Genomic DNA, 16,056 nt, shown 5'->3' on the forward strand with positions numbered 1-16,056 from the left:
GCCGCTAGGCTGACGAATCATCACCTAGCGGGGGAGAGGGACACGGCTCCATGGGCACGCAGATCAAGGCTCGGTCCTTCACTCGCGCCGACCGGCGCGAGTTCCGCACCAAGGTGCAGGCCTGCCTGGCCGCCCTGGAGCGGATGCTGCGCGAAGGCGCCTTCACCGATGCGCGCGAACGCCCGGAGCCGCTCCTGGGCATGGAGATCGAGTTCAACCTCGTCCAGGACGACATGGAACCGGCCATGTGCAACCTCGAGGTGTTGCAGGCGATCGACGATCACGCCGTGTTCCAGACCGAGCTCGGCCAGTTCAACGTCGAGATGAACGTCGACCCCGGGCCGTTCGCCGGCGACGCCGTCCTCGACATCGAGAACTCCCTGCGCGAGTCGCTGCGCCGCGCCGACACGCGGATGCACCGACAGGACGCCCAGCTCGTCATGATCGGCATGCTGCCGACGCTCGAGCTCGCCCACCTCGACCGGGAACGCATCACCGCCAATCCGCGCTACGAGGCCCTCAACGAGCAGATCTTCGCCGCGCGCGGCGAAGACATCGAACTCGATCTCGACGGCGTGCCCCTGCCCGGCCGCGACGGTGCCGAACAACTGCGGGCCGATGCCAACTCGGTCGTGCCGGAGGCGGCGTGCACGTCGCTGCAACTGCATCTGCGGGTGGCTCCGGAAGACTTCGCCGAACACTGGAACGCCGCCCAGTGCCTGGCCGGGGTGCAGGTGGCGCTCGCCGCCAACTCCCCGTTCCTCGCCGGCAAGGCGCTGTGGCACGAGAGCCGGATTCCGCTGTTCGCGCAGGCCACCGACACCCGCACTCAGGAGCTGAAGAACCAGGGGGTGCGCCCGCGGGTGTGGTTCGGCGAGCGCTGGATCGACTCGGTGACCGACCTGTTCGAGGAGAACTCGCGGTACTTTCCGGCACTGCTTCCCGAGGTCTCCGAGGTCGACCCGCTCGCCGAGCTCGATGCCGGACGGACTCCGGGCCTGCGCGAGCTGCAGATGCACAACGGCACCATCTACCGCTGGAACCGGCCCGTCTACGACGTCGCCGACGACCACCCGCACCTGCGGCTCGAGAACCGGGTGCTGCCGGCGGGGCCGACGGTGCTCGACGTCATGGCCAACGCCGCGTTCTATTACGGGGCGCTGCGGGCTCTCGTCGATGCCGACGTGCCGCTGTGCCGGTTCATGAGCTTCGACGCCGCCCGCGAGAACCTCGGGATCGGGGCCAAGTACGGTCTCGACGCGCGGTTGTACTGGCCCGGACTGGGGTGGGTCGGAGCCGACGAACTCGTGCTGCGCCGGCTGCTGCCGATGGCGGACGCGGGGCTGACCGCCTTCGGCCTGTCGCAGCAGGCGCGGGACAGGTACCTGGGCATCATCGAGGGCCGGTGCCTGAACCGGCAGACCGGTGCGGCGTGGCAGCGCGCGCAGGTCGTCGAACGGGAGGACGCCGGCGCCGACCGGCGCACCGCCCTCCACGGAATGATGCGCGACTACATCCGGAACATGCTCGGTGGCAAGCCCGTTCACGAGTGGCCGCTCAGCGAGGTGTGATCACAACCGGACGGTCCGGGTCACCGCGACCGCCGGGGTGACCACGACCCGGTCGTCCGGAGCGCGGTATCCCGGGACCACGGTCAGCTCGTCGGTGACATCGGCGACGTGCAGCACGGTCGCACCGGAGCGCGGAACGACGGTCAGCCGCACCTCGATGCCCTCGGCCGGCGTCCCCGAGAACAGGAACCCGAACGGCGCGGCCGGTGCGGCGTTCCGGCCGGCCACCGCGGCCTCGCGCACCTCCGCGGTCGTCTCGTCCACCCACAGCCCGACCGTGGGCGCCCCGCGCGGCGACGTCAGCCGCAACGTCAGCGTCCGCTCGTCGCCGTCGGTGACGTCCGCGACGACGTCGAGCCCGGGCGCGGGCAGCGGCGCGGCCGGTGCCCGGCCGTGGGCGAACCTGGTCTCGCTGCGCCACGGGAACGCGTCCGGCAGGGTGGCCGGCGCCTCGGTCAACAGGGCGCGGCTCCAGTCCGACGCGGGGGCGCGCGGCGAGGCCCACACGGCGGCGCCGGTGTCGGCGTTCAGTGCGTAGAGGAGCTGTTCCTGCCGCGGCGGGGTGGCGCCGTCGCGGTTGACCCAGCCCCCGGCCGGCGCGGCCACCACCACGACCGCCGCGGCGGCGATCGCGGCGAGCCGCAGCTGCGACGGGTCGCCGGCGGCGTCGACGAGCGGCAGCGCCAGCGCGAACAGCACCGCGACGAACACGCCCGCGAGCGGCGCTCCGGTGAGCAGACCGGCGTCGAACGACGCGACCGCGCCGGGCACGAGCACCACGACCGCCGGCACGGTCCCGGCCACCGTCACGGGCGTCCGCCACCCGCGCCGGTCGGCCGGCAGCCGGTCCACGACGAGCGCGGCGACCGCGGCCGGCAGCGCCGGCAGGACCAGGACGGTCGCGACGCCCAGGAAGGGCAGCGCGGCCACGGCGGTGACCGCGACGGCGAGCAGCGCGCCCGTCGCGAACGCCGCCGGGCCGACGCGGCGGCGCACCGCCGGGTACGCCGCGAGCAGGACGGCGACGGCCGCGGCCACCGCGGCAACCTGATAGGGCACCGGCCGGTACGGTTCCCGCAGGACCGCCGAGGCCTGCCCGGGGGCGATCCGCAGCGCGAGCCACCACGGGACGAACGCCGCACCCGCCGCCGCGGCCGCCACGGCGATCGAGATCCCGCCCGATGCCGCGAGCCGGCCCGCCGAGGCGGTGCCGTCCCGGATCCGCCGGGCCACGAGGGCACCGGTGACGGCGGCGAGCAGCGCGGTCAGGGCGATCTCGAGCCAGCGGGGGAAGTGCACCGGTCCCCAGGGCAGGGTGACGACGACGTCGTCGCCGCCGGAACCGAGTTCGGCCAGGTCGATGGACGAGAATCGCTGTGCCGCAGCGAGGGTCGTTTCGCCCATGCGCTGCAGCGACGAGGTGTCGAGCCGGTCCGCGGTGTCGACGGGGCTGTGATAGTAGGCGCCGCCGCCGGCGACCGCGGTGTCCGCGGCGTGCAGGCCGGCCTCGGTGAGGCGGCGGAAGTCGGTGTCGTTGGGCAGCAACTCGAACGCCGTCTGGGTGAACGAGTCCGCGGTCGTGCCCGGCACGTCGGACAGCACACCCACGAGACCGGCGTTGGGTGAGGAGATCCGGAAGGTGACGGGGACGCCGCCGTTGCCGCGGGCCTCGTGGTTGAGCACCACGGTCGGCCGCGCGTCGGCCGGCTGCCGCCTCGTGTACTCCTCGGCGCCGAGCAGGCCGCGTTCCTCGCCGTCGGTGACGAGCACCGTCACGTCGTTCCGGGGACGGGGGCCGGCGGACAGGGCCCGGGCGGCCTCGAGGACCGTGGCGATTCCGATCCCGTCGTCGCCCGCGCCGGGGGAAGCGGGGACCGTGTCGTAGTGCGCGGCGAGCACGACGGAACCGGTGGGGTCGGTGCCCGGGAGGGTGGCGACCACGTTGGCGACCCGGCCGCCGCGCTGGGTGCCCTGCACGGCGGTGGTCGACCAGCCGACGCCGTCGTCGACGCGGGCGGCCCAGCCGAGTCCGTCGAGGACGCGGACCAGGTAGTCCCGCGCCGCGGCATGGCCGGCCGAGCCGGGCGGGCGCGGCTGCGCGGCCACCGCCTCGACGTGCGCCGTCGCGCGGGCGGCGCTGAACTCGGTCGGTGGGGTGTCGGCCGGCGCGGGCGCCACCGGGGTCCGCAGCGTGGCCGTGAGCGCGACGAGGAGCAGCACGAGCAGTCCGATCCGGGCGGGACCGCGGGGCGTGTCCGCACGGGCGGGGACCGCGACGTCGTCCATGCGAGCGAGCCTAGCGCCGGATCGTGGAGACGACCGTGCCCCGGCCGGGGCCGGGGCACGGTCGCAGGGAACTCAGGCGCTGGGACTCAGGCGCTGGGACTCAGGCGCTGGGACTCAGGCGCTGGGGGCCCAGCTGTCCGGGCCGAACACCTCGTAGTGGATGTTCTCGGCGGGCACGTTGCGCTCGATCAGGGCCTCGCGCAGCGAGAGCATGAACGGCAGCGGACCGCACAGGTACGCCTTGGTGTTCGGGTCGAGCGGCAGGTCCGACACGTCGGCCCGGCCCACGCGCACGGTCTCGAGCGGTTCGCGGGCACCGAGATCCTCGTACCAGCGGTGCACCTCGGCGGACGGGATGCGCTCGACGAGGGTGGCGAGTTCGTGCCGGTGGGCGTGGTTGGCGACGGAGCGGTCGGCGTGCAGCACCGAAACCTTGCGCTCGTCACCGGTTTCCGCCAGATGCGCGAGCATGCCGATCATCGGGGTGCAGCCGATGCCGGCGGAGGCCAGCAGCAGCGGGGCGCCGTCGTCGGGCAGCACCAGGTCGCCGAACGGCGTGGTCACCTGCAGATCGTCGCCTTCGAAGACGTTGTCGTACAGGAAGTTCGACACTTCACCGGCCGGCGCGACGGCGCCGTCGGGGGTGGTGGTCGCCAGGATCCGCTTGACGGTGATGCGCCAGTCTCCCTGCGACGGCGCGTTGGTCAGGCTGTACTGGCGGATCTGGCGGGCGCCGTCGGGGAGCACGACGCCCACCGAGAGGTACTGGCCCGGGCGGAAAGCAGGCAGCGGGGCGCCGTCGAGCGAGGTCAGGACGAACGAGACCGTGTCGGCGGACTGGTGCCGGCGCTCGGCGACGCGGACGGTGCGCCACACGTCGCCCGGTGCGACGCCCGCGGCCTTGTACAGGTCGTCCTCGAGCTTGATGAGGGTGTTGGCCATCAGCCAGTACAGCTCGTCCCAGGCCGCGGCGACCTCGGGGGTGACGGCTTCGCCGAGGACCTCCACGATGGCCTCGAACAGGTGCTTGTGGACGATCCAGTACTCGTCGGGCTTGATGCCGAGGGAGGCATGCTTGTGCGCGATGCGGGACAGGATGGCCTCGACCCGGGCGGGATCGGGGTCGAGTTGCAGGGTCGCGAACGCGGCGATGGAGCCGGCGAGGGCCTTCTGCTGTTCGCCCTGCTTCTGGTTGCCGCGGTTGAACAGGTTCCGCTCGAGCTCGGGGTGCGCGGCGAACATCTTCTTGTAGAACAGGGGGGTGATGTCGCCGATGGCGGCACCCACGGCGGGGAGGGTGGCGCGGATGACTTCCTTGGACTCGGCTGAGAGCGGCATCGTGGACTCCGTTTCGATCGGGCTGGGCGGGTTCGCGGGCTGTGGAACCCTGCGGTCAGACGGCGGGGCGGGTGAGTTCGAGCAGGACGGTGCGGGTGGGCGGGCGGGCGAGGTCGGCGACGGTGACGGCGTCGAGGGCGGTGTAGAACGCCTCCTGGGCGCGTCGCAGTGCGCCCCGGAGGCTGCACCCGGCGCGCAGCGGACACGGCTTGTCGCCCTCGCAGGCGACGACCTCGTTGTCGCCTTCGAGTTGCCGGGCGAGCCATCCGACGGTGGCGGACCGGCCGAGTTCGGTGATGGCCAGTCCGCCGCCGCGGCCGCGGCGGGTCGTGACGACGCCGAGTTCGCTCAGTCGTGCGACCACCTTGGTGGTGTGGGCGTACGACAACTCCAGTTGCTCGGCAACGCTTCTGGTACTGGGGGAGCTGTCGGGCGCGGCGGCCGCCAGGTACATGACAACTCTCAGTCCGAGATCGGTGAACTGGGTGAGTTGCATGAACCGAGACTAGATAATTGTCATCCCAAATGACAATTTAATGTGACGCAGATCGCTTTCCGGTCTTCAGTGCTCGAGCAGGGGAAGGATATTGCGCCAGCTGACGATTCCGATCGGCCGGCCGTCGCGCACCACCGGCACGGACCGCAGCCGCATCTGCAGCATCGCTCGCGCGATGTCGAACAGCTCCGCGTCCGCGTCGAGGGCGACGGGCGGCAGCGCCACCGCCCGCACCGTCAGCGGCCGGCGGATCGCGCTCACGATCGGCTCGGGCAGATCGGCATACACCGACAGCCGCGCCAGGTGCGCCCCCGCCAGGGCCTCCTCGGTGATCAGGCCGCACAACCGGCCGTACTCGTCCACCACCGGAAGTGTGGTGAAACCGTTGCGCGCCAGCACCTCCCCGGCCCGCTCCAAGGTGGCGTCCACCGTCACCGCCAGCACCGGCGTGCTCATCACGTCCGCCGCGCGGACCTTGCGGGCCGCGGCATCCGTCACGCGGATCGGACCACCGGACATGACGCGCCTCCTCTCCCCACGATTGTGGCCGCATCCTCCCCGCCGGACCAGTGGCTCCGGACTTCCCGGAGAAGGACCAAAGACCATTCCTGGCCCAGGGGGAGCGGGTTAACCTCGAGGCCGAGGACGATCCCTGCGACGAGAGCGGTGACCGACGTGAAGTTCCCCGGCAGCAAGACGCACCACGAACCCGCGCACGACGAGGCGGTGCGGTCGAACACCGTGGTGGTCGGGATCGACGGCTCTCCGGCCTCCGACGACGCCGTCCGGTGGGCCGCCGCGACCGCCGCCGACCGCGGGTTGCCGCTGCACATCGTGCACGCTCTGGACTTCGCCCCCAGCGGGTACAGCGGGGCGCCGTTCATCCAGACCGCGCAGGTCTTCGAATGGGTCGAGGACGAGGGCAAGACGCTGCTGCAACGGGCCGAGGAGGTCGCCCGCACCGTCGCGCCGGCGCTCGAGATCACCACCCGACTCGCCGCCACCGGCAGCGCCCGCTGGCTCATCGACCTGTCCGCCCACGCGCGCATGCTCGTGCTCGGTTCCTCCGGCACCGGCCGGGTGGGCGAGGCCCTGCTCGGCTCCACCCCCGTTTCCGTGGCCAGCCACGGCCGGTGCCCCGTCGTCGTCGTTCGCGGCGAGGCACCGGAGTCCCTGCCCGACACCCGGCCCGTCGTCGTCGGGGTCGACGGCAGCACCCTCAGCGAGAAGGCCGTGCACGCGGCGTTCGAGGAGGCCGGTCTGCGGGGTGTCGACCTGGTCGCGGTCCACGTGTGGAGCGACATGCGGCGCGGGACGTTCGACGAGGCCGTCGAGGTCTCGATCGATCCCGACGCGTTCGCGGAATCCGAGCAGGCCCTGCTCGCCGAGCGTCTCGCCGGATTCCACGACCGCTACCCCGACGTGAACGTGCGCCGCGAGGTGTACGTCGACGGGCCGCGCGCTCACCTGCTCGCCTGGTCCGAGAAGGCGCAGCTGCTGGTGGTCGGCAGCCGCGGACGCGGCGGATTCACCGGCATGCTGCTCGGTTCCACCAGCAACTCGCTGATCCGGGACGCCCACTGCCCCGTGATGGTCGTGCGCCCCGACGAGTCCTGAGGATCGGTGCCGCGCCCCGGCGGTAGGGTACCGGGAAAACGGTACGAGCGTGCCCGTCCGGGCACGCACCAACGGATCACGGGGTATGCCGATGCGCATCGGGATGGGACTGAACTACAGCGGCGGCTTCGCCGAGACGGCGGCGGAGGTGGCCGATCTGGAACGGGCCGGCCTCGACATCATCTTCGTGCCGGAGGCGTACTCGTTCGACGCGGTCAGTCAGCTCGGCTACCTCGCGGCCAAGACCGAACGACTCGAGCTGGCCTCGGGCATCTTCCAGATCTACACCCGCACGCCGAGCCTGACCGCGATGACCGCCGCAGGACTGGACTACGTCTCCGACGGCCGTTTCGTCCTGGGGATCGGTGCGTCCGGCCCGCAGGTCATCGAGGGATTCCACGGCGTCAAGTACGACGCGCCGCTCGGCCGCACCCGGGAGCTCGTCGACATCTGCCGTCAGGTGTGGCGCCGGGAAAAGGTCGAATACCAGGGCAAGTACTACCAGATCCCGCTGCCGCCGGAGAAGGGCACCGGGCTCGGCAAACCGCTCAAGCTCATCAACCACCCGGTGCGGGAACGCATCCCCGTCCTGATCGCCGCGATCGGCCCCAAGAACGTCGAGATGACCGCCGAGATCGCCGAGGGCTGGGAGCCGATCTTCTTCCATCCGGAGAAGGCCGCCGACGTCTGGGGCGATTCCCTCGCGCGCGGCAAGGCCAAGCGCGACCCCTCGCTGGGCGACCTGCAGGTCTACGTCGGGGCCGCCCTCGCGATCGGTGACGACGTCGACTTCCTCCTCGACTTCGTGCGCCCGCACCTGGCGTTGTACATCGGCGGCATGGGTGCGAAGGGGAAGAACTTCTACAACGATCTCGCCGTCCGCTACGGCTACGCGAAGGAAGCAGAGACCATTCAGGACCTGTACCTCGCCGGCCGCAAGGAGGAGGCGGCCGCCGCAGTGCCCGACGACCTCGTGCGGGCCGTCTCGCTGATCGGCCCCGAGAGTTACGTCCGGGAGCGGGTCGCCGCGTTCGCCGAAGCCGGCGTCACCACCCTCACCGTCACCCCGATCGCGGAGAACACCGCCGGCCGGGTCCGACTGATCGAACAGCTGCGGGAGATCTGCAACTGACGCTCGCGAGAACCGGGCCGCCGGCCCGCCGACAGAGGGGACACCTATGACCGATACCCAACCGATCGTCGTCGCGGTCGACGGATCCGACGCGGCGGCCACCGCGGTGATCTGGGCGGCCCGCGCCGCCGCGGCCCGTGCGTTGCCGCTGCACATCGTCACCGTCGTGCACATCCCCGCCTTCTACTACTCCGAGCCCTACCTCGCGGAGAGCTTCCACGAGGAGATGAAGGAGACGGCGCGGGCCCGGCTCGACAGCGCCGTGGTGCTCGCCAAGCGCATCGCCGACGAGCAGGGCCCGGTCGAGATCACCACCGAGCAGATCGAGGGCAAGGTCGTCCCCACCCTCGTCGAGGTTTCGCGCCGTGCCGACACCGTCGTGCTCGGCTCCCGCGGCCTCGGCGAGGTCAAGGGGCTGCTCGTCGGCTCCGTCACCCTCGGTCTCGCCTCGCACGCCCACTGCCCGGTCGCGATCGTGCGCGGCCGCACCCTCGACGGGGCACCCCCCTCCGACGGCCCGGTCGTGGTGGGCGTCGACGGCTCCGAGGCGTCGGTGCGCGCCGTCGAGGTGGCGTTCGCCGAGGCGGCCGCCCGCAAGGCCACGCTCGTCGCGGTGAACGTGTGGAGCGACGTGAGCGTGCAGCCGTCGCTGGGCGCGGTGCCCGAGGATCCGCAGTGGAGCCGGATCCAGACGGGCGAGGAGGTCGTGCTCGCCGAGAACCTCGCCGGGTTCCAGGAGCGCTACCCGGACGTCGTCGTCGAACGCGTCGTCGCGCGGGACCGGCCGGTGCGGGTGCTGAGCGAGTACGCCGAACGCGCCCAGCTGATCGTCGTCGGCTCCCGAGGTCGCGGCGGGTTCAAGGGCCTGCTGCTCGGATCGACCAGCAATGCGCTGATGCAGACCGCCGACTGCCCCGTGCTGATCGTCCGGCCCGACGGCGAGAAGTAGCCCTCCCGTCCCGGCCTGCGCCGCATGTGGTTGCGCGGCTGGGTGCTTCTCGCGCGCGTTCTCACGCGCGCGAGAAGCACCGCACCGCGCGACCGTACCCGGACGCTCGATGCCCGGCACCCGGAAGCGGGTGCCGGGCATCGTCGCACGGTGGTCTCCTCGGTGCGCGAGTCAGCCGAAGTCGTCGAGGCCACGCTCGCGCAGTTCGCGCCAGACGTCGGCGGGATGGATGCCGCGACGGACCGCGTCGTTCTCGATGAGGACGCCCAGCAGCACCGAGCTCAGGTAGGCGACGTCCTCCGGGCGGTGGGTACTGCTCTTGGCGGTCAGCCAGCCGGACACGTCGCCGCGCTTCGCGGCGCGCGCCATGTCCAGAACCGAGCCGAACAGCTTGCTGTCGGTGGTTCCGGTCCGGGTGGTTCCGGTCCGGGGGGTTCCGGTCCGGGGGGTTCCGGTCCCGGGCTCACGCACGCTGGTCATGCGCTCGCCCCCGCGTGCTCGTCGCGGTGGGCCTGACGTGCGAGCGCGCGGTCCCGGGCTTCCTCGAACCGCTCGGCCTTCGTCTGCAGATCGGTGAGGAAGGCGTCGAGGTCCTCGCGCAGCTGTTCGCCGCGGCCGCCGAAGTCGGTGCGCTCGAACACGCGCCACTTGCGGAGCACCGGCAGCACCACGTCGTCGAGGTGCTGGCGCAGGTCGTAGATGCCGCCCTTGGCGATCAGGACGGCGTTGCGCCGGAAGTTCGCCATCGACGCACCGGGCATCCGGAACCGGGTCAGCACGCTCATGATCGCGGCCAACGTCTGGTCGGGGGCGATGTCGAGGGCGCCGTCGACGATGTTGCGATAGAACATCATGTGCAGGTTCTCGTCCGCGGCGACGCGGGCGAGCATGCGGTCCGCGATCGGGTCGCCGCACGCCCTGCCGGTGTTGCGGTGCGAGACCCGGGTCGCCAGTTCCTGGAAGGTCACGTACGACACGGACTCGAGCATCGATGTCGACCCCGGGTCGAAGCCGGTGGTCATGTGCGCCATGCGCGCGTTCTCGAGTGCGACGGGGTCCACCCCGCGGGTGACCACGAGGTAGTCCCGCATGACGACGGAGTGCTTGTTCTCCTCGGCCGTCCAACGTCCCACCCACGTGCCCCACGCGCCGTCGAGGCTGAAGTGCTCGGCGATCTCACGGTGGTAGGAGGGCAGGTTGTCCTCGGTGAGCAGATTGGTGATCATCGCTGCCTGGGCGGTGTCGGACAACGCGGACTGGGCGGGATCCCAGTCGGTGCCGCCGAGGGCGGCGAAGTTGCGGCCCTCGTCCCACGGAACATAGTCGTGCGGATGCCAGTCCTTCGCCATCGCCAGGTGGCGGTGGACGTTGTCCTCGGCGATCGGCTCGAGCTCCCGGAGCAACTGCAGGTCCGTGAGTTCCCTTGTCACAGTGATGTGTTCCCTCTCTGATTGGTCGGGGCGCCCCCCTGCGACGCCCCGTTCGGTCCGGTCAGAACCCGATACGCATGATCAGTTGCGGAAGACCGTCGAGGTCCATCCGTTCGGCGAGCCGGGCCGCGGAGTCCTCCACGCGCAGTGGATAGGTGAGCACGGAGGCGGACAGCCGGGCATCGACCGCCGCCAGCCACGCCCGCTCGGATGCGATGCCCACCCGCACCAGGTCGATCGGATCGGCGGACTGTACCGAGAAGACCAGCACGGTCTCCCGGTCGATGGCCGCCGCGAGTTCGGCGGTGTCCGGCACGCCGGTGGTGATCAGTGCGCGCCCGGCCGCTCCGCCGGCGTCCAGGTCGGCGCCCCAGTCGGTCACCACCTCGGCGTTGCCCTCCGGATGCCAGTGCGACGTCCACCGGAACATCTCGCGCTGGTAGTGCGGGTTGCGGCGCATCGCCTCGGCCGAGTACGTGAGCATGTCGGCGAGGGCCGGTGCCTCGTCCGAGGCCAGCAGGCGAACCCGGACACCGGGAATGTCGGCGGCCGCCATCACGTCGGCGATGGTGGTGGCCGGCACCGGGATCCGGGCGAACGACTCGCGGTGGCTGCGCCGGTGCGAGATCGCGGCGAAGTACCCCAGATCGGTGCTCGACGGGGTGGCCGGAGCCGCCGCCTCGATCCGCGCGATCAACTCGGGCCGCTCCGGCTCCGGTAGCAGCAGGGTCCGGGTGCTCCAGCCGAGCGCCCGGATGCCGAGTTCGAGATTGGCGACGGCGGCCCCGCACGAGATGAGGCGATCCGGGCGCAACGGGTCCGGACCGGGCGCGGCGAACTCGACCCGCTCCTCCAGTTCGGCGGTGCGCGCCGGGAGACGCAGATTCCACGGCTGGGTGTCGTGGATGGAGGGGGCCTCGATCACGGCACGCGCGATGACCTCGGTGTCGCTCGTGGACCAGGTGTCGGGCACCGTGGACATCGCAGCCTCCTCGTCCTGGTCGGTCACCCCCGCACGGCTCATCGGGGCGACGTTCCGAGCATCGCCCGTGGACTGTGCCGGGCGCATGTGCCGAAGGTCCCGAAACTGCCGTCGAACGGCCCGCGGCAGGTGGTGTGCGAGCATGGTCACCGCAACACCGGTGCCAGGAAAGGTGAGGGACGATGCCTCGGGTATTTCTCGTCGACGACCACGAGATCGTGCGGCGCGGGTTGGTCGACCTGCTCGACAGCGTGCCCGACTTCACGGTCGTCGGGGAGGCCGCGTCGGTCGGCGAGGCGCTGGCCCGCATCCCGGGGAGCGGAGCCGAAGTCGCGGTCCTCGACGTGCGTCTGCCCGACGGCAACGGCGTGGAACTGTGCCGTGAGCTGCGGGCCCGCATGCCGGAGCTGCGCGCTCTCATGCTCACCTCCTACGCCGACGACGAGGCCCTGTTCGACGCGATCATGGCGGGTGCGTCCGGATTCGTGCTCAAGCAGATCCTCGGCACCGACCTGGTGTCGGCGATCCGGACCGTCGCGGCCGGCGGCTCGCTGCTCGACAGCCGGGCCACGGCCGCGCTCATGGAACGCATCCGCGCGTCCCGCACGGCGGATCCGCTCGCCGAACTGTCCGACCAGGAACGGGCCGTGTTCGAGCTGATCGGGGAGGGCCTGACCAATCGCGAGATCGCCGAGCGGCTGTTCCTGGCGGAGAAGACGATCAAGAACTACGTCTCGCGGCTGCTGGCCAAGCTCGGGATGCAGCGTCGCACGCAGGCCGCGGTGCTCGCCACCGAGTTGCGCAAGCAGCGCGAGGTCTGACGCCGACCCGTCAGAGCGGCGCCTGCCACACCACGCGCGTGCCGCCCGTCGCGCCGGGGCCGATGCTGCAGCGGCCGCCGCACTGCTGGGCGCGCCGCTCGAGGTTGGTGAGGCCGCTGCGGCGCGGGGCGTCCGGCAGCCCGATGCCGTCGTCGACGATCTCGATCGTGAATTCGTCTCCCGCTGAGACGGATACGGAGATCTTCTCCGACTGCGAGTGACGCAACGCGTTGCTGAGTCCTTCCCGCAGCACCGCTTCGGCGTGCGGATGGATGCGGGCGGGGACCAGAGTGTCTATCGGCCCGGAGAACTGGACGTTCGGCGCCACCGGCGACTGGGCGGTCAGGTCGCCGACCACGTCCAGCAGCCGCCGCCGCAGGCTGGTCGATGCCGCGGCGCCGGTGGTGTGCAGATCGAAGATGGTGGTGCGGATCTCGCGGACGGTGCGGTCGAGTTGCTCGACGGCGTGCTGGACCACGTTCGCGACCCGGTCGGGGTCGGTGCCGGGAACCAGCGTGCTCTGCAGGCTCATCCCGGTGGCGAACAACCGCTGGATCACGTTGTCGTGCAGATCCTGCGCGATGCGGTCGCGGTCCGCGAGCACGTCCAGCAACCGCTTCTTGCGTTGCTGTGTGGCGAACTCCAGCGCGACGGTGACGAGATCGGCCATGGATTCGAGCCGCGTGACGTCCTCGTCGTCCCACGCGTCGGATCGGGCCGCCCGGGTGACGATCAGGGCGCCGCTCGCGCCGGAGGTGGCGGACAACGGCAGGACGACGGCGCGGCCGTCGGTGCCCGCGGCGTCCGGGATGCCCTCGAGACTGTCGGTGAGCAGGGTGCGCCGCGTCCGGATCGCCTCGAGCACAGGAGAACCGGTGAGGTCGAGGCGGGTGCCGGCCGAGGGCGGGCCGGGTGCGGCGGCGGCCCGGACCGTGCCCTGGGTGCCGTCGACGAGCACGACGTAGCTGCCGTCGGTGTGGGCGAGGTCGCGCACGTGGTCGACCAGCAGTTCCAGCGTTTCGTCGACCGAGCCGCCGACCAGCAGCCGGGAGTTGATCGTCGCCACCGCCTCGAGCCAGCGTTCGCGGGTGACGGAGCCCTCGAACAGGCGCGCGTTGTCGATCGCGACGCCCGCGGAGGTCGCGAGCACCTTCAGGATCACCTCGTCCTCTTCGGTGAACGCCGGGGAACCGACCTTCTCCGTGAGGTAGATACTGCCGAACACCTTGCCGCGCACCATGATCGGGGTCCCGAGGAAGCTCTTCATCGGCGGATGTCCCGGAGGGAAGCCGATCGATGCGGGATGCCGGGACAGGTCCGCGATGCGGACCGGCCTCGGGTCGTTGATGAGCAGACCGAGGAGGCCGCGGCCCTCCGGCAGATGCCCCATGCGGCCGCGCGCCTCAGGGGCGATACCCACGTAGACGAACTCCGAGAGTCCACCGTCGGGAGCCCGCACGCCCAGCGCGCCGTAGCGGGCGTCGAGCAGCGTGACGGCCGCGGAGACGATGCGCTGGAGCATCGAGTCGAGTTCGAGACCCGACCCGACGACGAGCACCGCCTCGAGCAGGCTCTGCAGGCTCGCGCGGGTGGTGACGGTGTCGGTCAGCCGATCCCGGATCTCGGCGAGCAGTCCGTCGATGTCGGCGGTGCGGTCGCCGGGGCCACCGACGGCGGTGCCGTCACCGGGGCGACCGACGGCGGTGCCGTCACCGGGGCGACCGACGGCGGTGCCGTCACCGGGGCGACCGACGGAGATGCCGTCGGTCGTAGCGTCACCGGTAGTGCTCACACCCGTCAGCATAGGTGCCGTCGAAGACGGCCCCTCTCGTGCACCGGACGCAACCGGCCGCCGGCGCCTCGCCGGCGTGTGAGAATTCGGGTATGGAGAACACACCGGCCCGGACCGGGCTCGGGTGACGGTCGCCGTGCGATTCCCGGGCGCCGCGCTGTTCACCGACCTGTACGAGGTCACGATGGCGCAGGCCTACGCGGTCCGGGGCATGTCGGAGACGGCCGTGTTCGAGACGTTCTTCCGGAAGCTGCCGCCCGGAAGGTCGTACGTGGTGGCCGCCGGCCTGCCCGATGTGCTCGACTTCCTCGAGGCGTTCCGGTTCGAGGACGACGACCTGCGATACCTGCGCGGGCTCGGATTGTTCTCCGACGAGTTCCTCGGACAGCTCGCTGCGGTGCGCTTCACCGGCGACGTGTGGGCGGTGCCGGAGGGCACGGTGGTCTTCCCGAACGAACCGATCGTGCAGGTCGTCGCGCCGATCCTGGAGGCACAGCTCGTCGAGACGTTCGTGCTGAACCGGATCCACCTGCAGAGCGTCCTCGCCAGCAAGGCCGCGCGCATCGTCGAGGCCGCGCAGGGGCGCCCGGTGGTGGATTTCGGCGCACGCCGGGCGCACGGCACGGACGCCGCGCTCGAAGTCGCCCGCGCCGGATACCTCGCGGGAGCCGCCGGAACGTCGAATCTGCTCGCCGCCAGGGAGTACGGGATTCCGGCGTTCGGCACGATGGCGCACAGCTTCGTCCAGGCCTTCGACGACGAGGCCGAGGCCTTCGAGGCGTTCGCCCGGCTGTATCCGGGTACGACGCTGCTGGTCGACACCTACGACACCCTGCGCGGCGTGGACCTCGTCGTCGACCTGGCCGGGAGGCTGGGCGATCGGTTCGACGTGCGCGCGATCCGGCTGGATTCCGGTGATCTCGGTGCCCTGTCGAAGGCCGCGCGCGCCCGGCTCGACGCAGCGGGGCTGCACGACGTCCGGATCTTCGCCTCGTCGGGCCTCGACGAGTACAGCATCGCGGCACTGCTCGACGCCGGTTGCCCCGTCGACGGCTTCGGTGTGGGCACCCACCTGTCGATCGCCCAGGACGCGCCGACCCTCGACATGGCGTACAAGCTGGTCGAGTACGCCGGCGTCGGACGTACGAAGCTGTCGAGCGGCAAGGTGCTCCATCCCGGGCGCAAGCAGGTGTTCCGGCGGACCGACGGCGGCGTATTCGCCGGCGACACCATCGGCCGGCCGGACGAGGACCTCCCGGGTGAGCCGCTGCTGGTGCCCGTCATGAGAGCCGGCCGGCGGCTGCCGCAGTACGACACAGGACTCGACGACGCGCGACGGCGTGCACGGCAGCAGATCGACGCCCTTCCGACGGCGCTTCGTTCCCTCGACGAGGCGGGGGCGCCGTATCCCGTGGCGGTGAGTGCACGGGTGCAGGACGATCTGGATCGGTTGCGCGGTGCTCGGCAGGCTCCCTGACCGGTTGACTGCCGCGGCGGGCGGAGGCCGCTTCCTGGGCAGCTCGCCGTGCCGACGGTGGCGTTCGCGCTCGTCGACCCCATGGGTTTCCTTCGGCGGCTCTTCGGTGGGCAGCGGCGTTGTGGGCAGCGGCGTGGTCTGCACCGGCGACGGTTGCGCTGGGGG

At 71.5% G+C, this 16,056-nt stretch carries 14 protein-coding genes; 6 read left to right on the top strand and 8 right to left on the bottom strand.

Annotated features, from left to right (window positions below; translation table 11 throughout):
* Positions 1–50: 50 nt before the first annotated feature.
* Positions 51–1,571, top strand: coding sequence for a glutamate-cysteine ligase family protein (locus RR3_RS06995; RefSeq protein ID WP_059174867.1), 1,521 nt, complete (start codon positions 51–53; stop codon positions 1,569–1,571).
* Here RR3_RS06995 and RR3_RS07000 read toward each other — a convergent pair whose 3' ends face one another.
* The 4 genes from RR3_RS07000 to RR3_RS07015 all read right to left on the bottom strand — a co-directional run bounded on the left by RR3_RS07000 (position 1,572) and on the right by RR3_RS07015 (position 6,210).
* A complete protein-coding gene (locus tag RR3_RS07000; protein ID WP_064065838.1) occupies positions 1,572–3,857 on the bottom strand; it encodes a M28 family peptidase in 2,286 nt (761 codons plus the stop codon).
* Positions 3,858–3,971: 114 nt separating this feature from the next.
* Complete coding sequence (locus RR3_RS07005; protein WP_010593070.1) at positions 3,972–5,195, bottom strand: globin domain-containing protein; 1,224 nt, start codon at positions 5,193–5,195, stop codon at positions 3,972–3,974.
* 55 nt (positions 5,196–5,250) lie between these two features.
* Complete coding sequence (locus RR3_RS07010) at positions 5,251–5,691, bottom strand: RrF2 family transcriptional regulator (protein WP_010593069.1); 441 nt, start codon at positions 5,689–5,691, stop codon at positions 5,251–5,253.
* 66 nt (positions 5,692–5,757) lie between these two features.
* A complete protein-coding gene (locus RR3_RS07015) occupies positions 5,758–6,210 on the bottom strand; it encodes a CBS domain-containing protein (protein ID WP_010593068.1) in 453 nt (150 codons plus the stop codon).
* A 147-nt stretch (positions 6,211–6,357) separates the two neighbouring features.
* Here RR3_RS07015 and RR3_RS07020 point away from each other — a divergent pair, with 147 nt between their 5' ends.
* The 3 genes from RR3_RS07020 to RR3_RS07030 all read left to right on the top strand — a co-directional run bounded on the left by RR3_RS07020 (position 6,358) and on the right by RR3_RS07030 (position 9,389).
* Entirely contained in the window at positions 6,358–7,308 is a 951-nt protein-coding gene (locus RR3_RS07020) for a universal stress protein (RefSeq protein WP_010593067.1), read from the top strand.
* 91 nt (positions 7,309–7,399) lie between these two features.
* Positions 7,400–8,440, top strand: coding sequence for an LLM class F420-dependent oxidoreductase (locus RR3_RS07025; RefSeq protein WP_010593066.1), 1,041 nt, complete (start codon positions 7,400–7,402; stop codon positions 8,438–8,440).
* Between the two features lie 46 nt (positions 8,441–8,486).
* Complete coding sequence (locus RR3_RS07030) at positions 8,487–9,389, top strand: universal stress protein (RefSeq protein WP_010593065.1); 903 nt, start codon at positions 8,487–8,489, stop codon at positions 9,387–9,389.
* A gap of 171 nt (positions 9,390–9,560) precedes the next feature.
* Here RR3_RS07030 and RR3_RS07035 read toward each other — a convergent pair whose 3' ends face one another.
* The 3 genes from RR3_RS07035 to RR3_RS07045 all read right to left on the bottom strand — a co-directional run bounded on the left by RR3_RS07035 (position 9,561) and on the right by RR3_RS07045 (position 11,801).
* Positions 9,561–9,869 (bottom strand): hypothetical protein, encoded by a 309-nt coding sequence (locus tag RR3_RS07035; RefSeq protein WP_174557555.1) that lies wholly within the window; start codon positions 9,867–9,869, stop codon positions 9,561–9,563.
* Positions 9,866–10,819, bottom strand: coding sequence for an acyl-ACP desaturase (locus RR3_RS07040; RefSeq protein WP_010593063.1), 954 nt, complete (start codon positions 10,817–10,819; stop codon positions 9,866–9,868). The genes RR3_RS07035 and RR3_RS07040 overlap by 4 nt, the downstream gene beginning before the upstream one ends.
* Positions 10,820–10,880: 61 nt before the next feature.
* Positions 10,881–11,801: a nitroreductase family protein gene (locus RR3_RS07045; RefSeq protein ID WP_064065678.1), complete on the bottom strand. Its 921-nt coding sequence runs from the start codon at positions 11,799–11,801 to the stop codon at positions 10,881–10,883.
* Positions 11,802–11,983: 182 nt separating this feature from the next.
* Between RR3_RS07045 and RR3_RS07050 the strand changes: the two genes are divergently transcribed.
* Complete coding sequence (locus RR3_RS07050; RefSeq protein ID WP_003937734.1) at positions 11,984–12,622, top strand: response regulator; 639 nt, start codon at positions 11,984–11,986, stop codon at positions 12,620–12,622.
* Positions 12,623–12,632: 10 nt separating this feature from the next.
* On the opposite strand, the gene RR3_RS07055 is transcribed toward RR3_RS07050, so the two are convergent.
* Positions 12,633–14,264 (bottom strand): sensor histidine kinase, encoded by a 1,632-nt coding sequence (locus RR3_RS07055; RefSeq protein WP_064065677.1) that lies wholly within the window; start codon positions 14,262–14,264, stop codon positions 12,633–12,635.
* Between the two features lie 286 nt (positions 14,265–14,550).
* On the opposite strand from RR3_RS07055, the gene RR3_RS07060 reads away from it, so the two are divergent.
* The gene (locus RR3_RS07060) at positions 14,551–15,891 is read left to right on the top strand and encodes a nicotinate phosphoribosyltransferase (RefSeq protein ID WP_371851028.1); all 1,341 of its coding nucleotides are present in this window, start codon (positions 14,551–14,553) and stop codon (positions 15,889–15,891) included.
* The last annotated feature ends 165 nt before the right edge of the window (positions 15,892–16,056 follow it).

This window comes from Rhodococcus ruber NBRC 15591 (assembly GCF_001894945.1).
Taxonomy (GTDB): Bacteria; Actinomycetota; Actinomycetes; order Mycobacteriales; family Mycobacteriaceae; genus Rhodococcus; species Rhodococcus ruber.

Excerpts from the sequence above, each read along its gene's own strand:
- RR3_RS07005 (WP_010593070.1), bottom strand. The coding sequence starts at position 5,195 with ATGCCGCTCTCAGCCGAGTCCAAGGAAGTCATCCGCGCCACCCTCCCC.
- RR3_RS07030 (WP_010593065.1), top strand. The coding sequence starts at position 8,487 with ATGACCGATACCCAACCGATCGTCGTCGCGGTCGACGGATCCGACGCG.
- RR3_RS07050 (WP_003937734.1), top strand. The coding sequence starts at position 11,984 with ATGCCTCGGGTATTTCTCGTCGACGACCACGAGATCGTGCGGCGCGGG.
- RR3_RS07045 (WP_064065678.1), bottom strand. The coding sequence starts at position 11,801 with ATGTCCACGGTGCCCGACACCTGGTCCACGAGCGACACCGAGGTCATC.
- RR3_RS07000 (WP_064065838.1), bottom strand. The coding sequence starts at position 3,857 with ATGGACGACGTCGCGGTCCCCGCCCGTGCGGACACGCCCCGCGGTCCC.
- RR3_RS07035 (WP_174557555.1), bottom strand. The coding sequence starts at position 9,869 with ATGACCAGCGTGCGTGAGCCCGGGACCGGAACCCCCCGGACCGGAACC.
- RR3_RS07010 (WP_010593069.1), bottom strand. The coding sequence starts at position 5,691 with ATGCAACTCACCCAGTTCACCGATCTCGGACTGAGAGTTGTCATGTAC.
- RR3_RS07015 (WP_010593068.1), bottom strand. The coding sequence starts at position 6,210 with ATGTCCGGTGGTCCGATCCGCGTGACGGATGCCGCGGCCCGCAAGGTC.
- RR3_RS07025 (WP_010593066.1), top strand. The coding sequence starts at position 7,400 with ATGCGCATCGGGATGGGACTGAACTACAGCGGCGGCTTCGCCGAGACG.
- RR3_RS06995 (WP_059174867.1), top strand. The coding sequence starts at position 51 with ATGGGCACGCAGATCAAGGCTCGGTCCTTCACTCGCGCCGACCGGCGC.